We start from the raw sequence: 6,040 nt of genomic DNA on the forward strand, positions 1-6,040 counted from the left end.
CTTATCAGGCAAACGAGGCTTTTTTATGGTAGCCGTTTCTCAACACCTCTCACGTCCTCTGTTCCCTTCGGCTTATGCAGCATCTTTGCAGTTAAACCCCTCCAAGACGGCAAATACAACAGATTTATTACGGGTTGCACCCCTACCGACAGCCAAAGATTTCCTTAGAGTAGACACAGTGATAGCAATCAGCAGCAGATAGGTGGATGAAGGAAGGAAAATGGCTTCGCAAGTTTAACCGTCCCAAACTAGGTTCGGAAAACCCCCCTTCATCGAGTAGCAACTCGCGCTCAGTATATATAACAGTACGCACTCGGCGATCAGACTAAACGTTTGCTGGTTCAACTTGTACTTTTGTATTCCCAGTTTTGCAGTTTTGTAGTTATAGGAACCGAGAGAAACCCTTATGCCGAAAGTTGTTGGAATTGACTTAGGTACGACAAACTCCTGCGTAGCAGTAATGGAAGGTGGTAAACCCACGGTAATTGCTAACGCAGAAGGTTTTCGCACCACACCATCGGTAGTAGCATTTGCCAAAAATGGCGATCGCTTAGTCGGACAAATCGCCAAACGCCAATCGGTGATGAACCCCGAAAACACCTTCTACTCGGTGAAGCGCTTCATGGGGCGTAAATTTGAAGAAATTACCCACGAAGCCACCGAAGTTTCTTACAAAGTGCTGCGCGACAGCAACGGTAACGTTAAGTTAGACTGTCCCGCACAAAGTAAGCAGTTTGCACCAGAAGAAATTTCTGCTCAAGTGCTTCGCAAACTGGTAGATGATGCCAGCAAGTACCTGGGAGAAACCGTTACCCAAGCTGTAATCACTGTACCCGCCTACTTCAACGACTCCCAGCGCCAAGCCACCAAAGATGCTGGTAAGATTGCCGGGATTGAAGTAATGCGGATTATCAACGAGCCTACCGCCGCTTCTTTGGCTTACGGTTTTGATAAAAAGAGCAACGAAACCATTCTGGTATTTGACCTTGGTGGCGGTACCTTTGACGTGTCCATCCTAGAAGTTGGCGATGGCGTATTTGAAGTGTTAGCAACCTCTGGTGACACTCACCTGGGCGGTGACGACTTCGACAAGAAAATCGTTGACTTCTTAGCTGAAGAATTCAGGAAAGCCGAAGGTATTGACCTCCGCAAGGACCGTCAAGCCCTCCAGCGCCTCACTGAAGCTGCTGAAAAAGCCAAAATTGAACTTTCAAGCGTCACCCAAGCAGAAATCAACCTGCCCTTCATCACTGCGACCCAGGATGGCCCGAAGCACCTGGATATGACGCTGACTCGCGCTCAGTTTGAAGGACTCTGCTCCGACTTGATCGATCGCTGCGGCGTTCCGGTACAGAATGCTCTGCGTGATGCCAAGTTAGATAAAGCTGCGATCAATGAAGTTGTGTTGGTTGGTGGTTCCACCCGGATTCCCGCAGTACAAGAATTGGTGAAGCGGATTTTGGGCAAAGACCCGAACCAAAGCGTTAACCCGGATGAAGTGGTAGCCGTAGGTGCTGCAATTCAAGCTGGTGTGCTTTCGGGTGAAGTAACCAACATCTTGCTGCTTGACGTTTCCCCCCTATCTTTGGGTGTGGAAACCCTTGGCGGTGTGATGACCAAGATTATCCCCCGCAACACCACGATTCCCACCAAAAAGTCTGAAGTGTTCTCTACTGCTGTAGATAATCAGACCAACGTGGAAATCAAGATTCTGCAAGGCGAACGGGAGATGGCGGCGAACAACAAGGAGTTGGGTATCTTCCGTCTAGATGGTATTCCTTTGGCTCCTCGTGGAATGCCACAAATTGAAGTTACCTTCGATATCGATGCCAACGGTATCCTGAATGTAACTGCTAAGGATCGCGGTACTGGCAAAGAGCAATCGATTAGTATCAGTGGTGCTTCGACTCTGCCACAAAACGAAGTTGAGCGGATGGTTAAGGAAGCCGAACAAAATGCGGCAACTGACCGGGAGCGTCGTGAGAAGATTGACCGTAAGAACCAAGCTGACTCCCTCGTTTACCAAGCTGAGAAGCAAATGGCTGACTTGGGTGACAAGGTTCCCGCTGCTGACAAGACTAAGGTAGATGGATTGGTCAAAGATTTGCGCGAAGCGATCGCTCAGGAAGACGACGACCGCATCAAGTCCCTCACCACTGACTTGCAACAAACTCTCTACACCATCGGTAGCAACATATATCAGCAAGCTGGCGGCGCAACCCCAGGCGATGGCACTGGCGATCCCACTGGCGGCGGTTCCACTCAGTCTTCAGGTAGTTCACCAGATGATGTGATTGACGCTGATTTCACTGAATCCAAATAATTAGCTGTAAGGGTGGGGTTTCCCCACCCTTACTAAAAAACAAAGGTTGATGAGCGCTTAAAAGCACTTCATCAATCTTTTTTTTTACGCAAAAGAACGCAGAGTTAAAACTTCCTCTGCGTTCCTGTGCATACCTTTGCGTTTAAAAGTGCTTTAGCTGCAAGGCCAAAGCTAAGTTTCATCTAAGTGTTCTGCGACAGACCGATATAAATCTAGAACATGATTATCTTGAAGACGATAAAAAACCTTACGCCCTTGCTTGCGGTAACTTACCAGTCGCATTGCTCGTAAAGTTCGCAATTGATGAGAAACAGCTGATTCGCTCATGTCCAGTGCAGCTGCCACGTCGCAAACACAAAGTTCTTTAACTGCCAAAACGGAAACAATCCGTAGACGATTAGCATCCCCCAAAAGGCTGAAAAATCCAGCCATGCGCTGGGATTTTTCTGTATTGAGAATTTGACCTTGGAGTTGGTTGATTTCATTAATCTCAACCGAGTGTGGCGGATTACAATTGAGATTCTCTGTTTGCTGAATCAAATGGGTTACAGCGCCATCAGCTGAAAGTTGCACTGACATTTTGCTTTTATATAAGTCCCAGGAAGGGCTTGATAATTCTATGCTAACTGATTCTGATCAAGGAGTTTTTTGAATGTGTTAATTCAGCTTTATTCTCATTGGCTCGGTGTCGCCAGTGGCACTGACCTGCTGACCCTGCTACAATTTCCCTTCATGCAGCGTGCGATCGCGGGTAGCGTCCTGATGGGGCTACTAGGTGGCTTGCTTGGTAGCTTCGTTACCCTACGCCAATTGTCTTTTTTCAGTCACGCCGTCGGTCATGCTGCTTTAGTCGGTTTAGTCATGGGAGTTTTATTGCAGCTAGATCCCACCTGGATGCTGCTACCCTTCACAGTGATTTTTGGTTTAGCCGTACTTTACCTTATCGACCAAACCAATCTCGCCAGCGACAACATCCTCAGCATTGTTCTCTCAGGTGCTTTGGCAATCGGTGTCATCCTCAGCAGCTTAATCCCCGGCTACCGAGGGAACCTGATGAGCGCTCTATTTGGCGATATTCTGGCAATTAATAATAACGATTTGCTACTTGTCCTACTGCTGTTGCTGGGTTCAGCCGTATTTTTACTGTCAACCTTGCGTCAGCAAATTTTGTTGACGCTTAACCCAGCCGTAGCAAAAGTTCAAGGTATCCCCATCCAGCAGTACCGCTACTTATTCGTGGTACTGCTTTCCCTTGCCGTTGCTGTTTCCATCAAAGCTGTAGGCATTCTACTGGTAAATGCCTTTCTGGTGATCCCTGCCTCCACTGCCAAATTGCTGAGTCACCAATTTATCTACTTTCTATCTTTCTCCGTCTTGTTAGGTGCCTTAAGTAGTGTTGCTGGAATGACGGTTTCCGGTTTTTTCAACTTTGCCTCTGGGCCTAGCATCGTTCTAGTCCAATTTTTGCTATTTCTTACAGTTTTGGGCTGGGCTAAGTTGACAACAAAACCGAAAACTGAGTCATAAGCAAAGAAATTAATAACTCTTAACTACCCAAGGCACCCAGCATTCTCTTAGCCGCAGGTACAACCGTCATGGCTACAGCCGTTTCCAGATTCATGACCGTTAGCACAAGCTTCGCCGCAGTAGTATTTACCGTCTTTTTGCACCGCATCGCTGAGGGAAACGACGCACAGGCAAGATTCACAGGCACATTTCATTGAGGTGACAGTAGTCATGGCTCTCTCCTAATCAGTAGTTAAATTTACTATAACATATGAACATATATTCAGATATTATTCGTGCAAAAATGGCGAAAAGCACGCCCTGAGTCGGGATATTGCCAAGAACTGAAAATAAATTACCTAATCTGCCCTTAGCTACTTGCAAAATTCTAGTTAGACTTGCTATATTAGTTAAGCGCCAAAAACGAAAGCAAGTTGCCGGGATAGCTCAGTTGGTAGAGCAGAGGACTGAAAATCCTCGTGTCCGGAGTTCAAATCTCCGTCCTGGCATTAACAGTTAATCATAAAACCCTTACGTCGTAAGGGTTTTATTGTTTTTAGGTTAACTACATTCAAGCAAGCATTTTGAGAATGGTTTTGTCAGTTTGACGTGCAGTTGACGTGCAGTTGTCGTGCAATGTTTATAATTCCGGTACGTCTTGGGTAGTAGTATAGAAGTAGTAGTGATAAATCCACTTTCACCCCCTACCGTACAAGGCTTTGAGCATTGAATATCACTACATATTTACCACTACCCTATGGCTTAAGGGTATAAGCTTCTACCATAGCTAACTACCCTAATCAATATCTGTATTTATACTCATACTTGTCGAGTGCTAATCATATATAAATGCGATCGCCCTATAACTACAAACACATAATTACTGCATATAGATAGCAGATGTATTTTCAAATTTCTGTTATGTAAAGACACACACAACTGATGTATCTATCGATTATTCAAGCTTTCAGAGGTATGATGCTGAAAAAACTATGTAAATTATATATACATTTATGTATCAAATAGCGTATTAATACTGAAAAAAAATGTATGAATATATCAACTTTATTCAATACATTATTCAATAATAATTGAGAATATAAAAGCACTTTTTTATTAAATAGACTACAAAAAATAAACAAAAGAGAATCCTTATCAATTAACTAACTATAGAACTTAAGTAAAAGTTTAACTATAACTTTTTTAAAGGCTAATTAGTTTTATATCTAGCTGCTAAGTATTGAGCTACATCTAATTCAAAACCAGTTAACTCTTTAGTAGTAAAAACTTCCATCATAAAACTTTGTATACCATTTATAAGTCAGGACTCTTATAACCTTAAGAATGTCTGAACAATTCTATTAAATATCTATTGATAGGCATTATAGATATTTAAGCATAAACCGAGATAAAGCAACTATAAAGTTATTGGAGGCATTAAATATCTTTGATTGGAGATGTAAAGATTAGCCGAATGATAAGAAAGATAGTGGGATTTTAATTGTGTCATTCATAACCATCCTTTTTCTTCAATTAGGGCATAATAAATTACAGCTTTTCTCAGCCAGTAAGTTTGACCGTCTGTACCCCGGCTTCCTTTCTTAGTGTGCTTTCCAAGAGCCTCTTTTACCTTTAAAGGCAAGCTTATATGATAGGTATTTTCTTCTTTACAAGTTTCAGAAGAATAATCAGTAAGGTATGACTCGAAGCGTCTATATTTAGCCTCTCTAACTTGTCCATCTTCTTCAATCTTATTTTCAATGCGATTAAGTTTCTTTTGCAAAAACCTTATTTCTCTATTTAATCTATTTAACTTTTGAGATAACTCATTATTTACATCATTTAATGAATCTAATTTTTTAGAACATTCATCTTCTATTTCCACTGCTAAGTCTCTGAATACCTTTAACAATCGGTCTATCCATTGTTCCTTTAAGGCATACTCTGAGGCAATTAACTCTCTTTCTTGCCTAAGAAGTTTTAGTTCTTTCCAAACTTCTACACTCCAATAAATTTTACTTTCTTGTTCTTCTCTAAGTCCTTCGGGAGAAAGAGAATAGATGCTTAAATCCCAATTACAAACAGGACAGAGCTTAACCTGACTGCCTGACAGAAGTAGGTGAAAGCCAATAGCCGCGGGGAATTTGTGAAAAAGGGTAGAGGGACATGAGAGGCTAGAGTTACCACACAACAGCCATCTATTCATGACAA

General features: G+C 42.9%; 5 protein-coding genes, 1 tRNA gene and 1 pseudogene. 4 read left to right on the forward strand and 3 right to left on the reverse strand.

Features of this window, described 5'->3' with window-relative positions; all coding sequences use genetic code 11:
• The first annotated feature begins 25 nt into the window (after positions 1-25).
• Entirely contained in the window at positions 26-202 is a 177-nt protein-coding gene (locus NDI42_RS24890) for a hypothetical protein (protein ID WP_190451133.1), read from the forward strand.
• Between the two features lie 204 nt (positions 203-406).
• On the forward strand, positions 407-2,323 hold the full coding sequence (dnaK, locus tag NDI42_RS24895; protein WP_190451141.1) for a molecular chaperone DnaK: 1,917 nt from the start codon (positions 407-409) through the stop codon (positions 2,321-2,323).
• Between the two features lie 171 nt (positions 2,324-2,494).
• Here the strand turns inward: dnaK and NDI42_RS24900 are convergent, their stop codons facing one another.
• Positions 2,495-2,902 carry an ArsR/SmtB family transcription factor gene (locus tag NDI42_RS24900; protein WP_190451143.1) on the reverse strand — a complete coding sequence of 136 codons (408 nt, stop codon included), beginning with the start codon at positions 2,900-2,902 and terminating at the stop codon, positions 2,495-2,497.
• Between the two features lie 153 nt (positions 2,903-3,055).
• Here NDI42_RS24900 and NDI42_RS24905 point away from each other — a divergent pair, with 153 nt between their 5' ends.
• Positions 3,056-3,850, forward strand: a complete 795-nt coding sequence (locus NDI42_RS24905) for an iron chelate uptake ABC transporter family permease subunit (protein WP_190451147.1) — start codon at positions 3,056-3,058, stop codon at positions 3,848-3,850.
• A gap of 47 nt (positions 3,851-3,897) precedes the next feature.
• Here NDI42_RS24905 and NDI42_RS24910 read toward each other — a convergent pair whose 3' ends face one another.
• Positions 3,898-4,062: a metallothionein gene (locus tag NDI42_RS24910; RefSeq protein ID WP_190444738.1), complete on the reverse strand. Its 165-nt coding sequence runs from the start codon at positions 4,060-4,062 to the stop codon at positions 3,898-3,900.
• A gap of 203 nt (positions 4,063-4,265) precedes the next feature.
• Here NDI42_RS24910 and NDI42_RS24915 point away from each other — a divergent pair.
• A tRNA-Phe gene (locus tag NDI42_RS24915) sits at positions 4,266-4,338 on the forward strand.
• Positions 4,339-5,339: 1,001 nt separating this feature from the next.
• Here NDI42_RS24915 and NDI42_RS24920 read toward each other — a convergent pair.
• Positions 5,340-6,040: pseudogene (locus NDI42_RS24920) on the reverse strand (hypothetical protein); the annotation flags it as partial.

The organism is Funiculus sociatus GB2-C1 (assembly GCF_039962115.1).
In the GTDB taxonomy this organism is placed as follows: domain Bacteria; phylum Cyanobacteriota; class Cyanobacteriia; order Cyanobacteriales; family FACHB-T130; genus Funiculus; species Funiculus sociatus.

Bases quoted from the DNA above. Each gene is read 5' to 3' on its own strand.
- NDI42_RS24890 (WP_190451133.1), top strand. From the start codon at position 26: ATGGTAGCCGTTTCTCAACACCTCTCACGTCCTCTGTTCCCTTCGGCT.
- dnaK (WP_190451141.1), top strand. From the start codon at position 407: ATGCCGAAAGTTGTTGGAATTGACTTAGGTACGACAAACTCCTGCGTA.
- NDI42_RS24900 (WP_190451143.1), bottom strand. From the start codon at position 2,902: ATGTCAGTGCAACTTTCAGCTGATGGCGCTGTAACCCATTTGATTCAG.
- NDI42_RS24905 (WP_190451147.1), top strand. From the start codon at position 3,056: ATGCAGCGTGCGATCGCGGGTAGCGTCCTGATGGGGCTACTAGGTGGC.
- NDI42_RS24910 (WP_190444738.1), bottom strand. From the start codon at position 4,062: ATGACTACTGTCACCTCAATGAAATGTGCCTGTGAATCTTGCCTGTGC.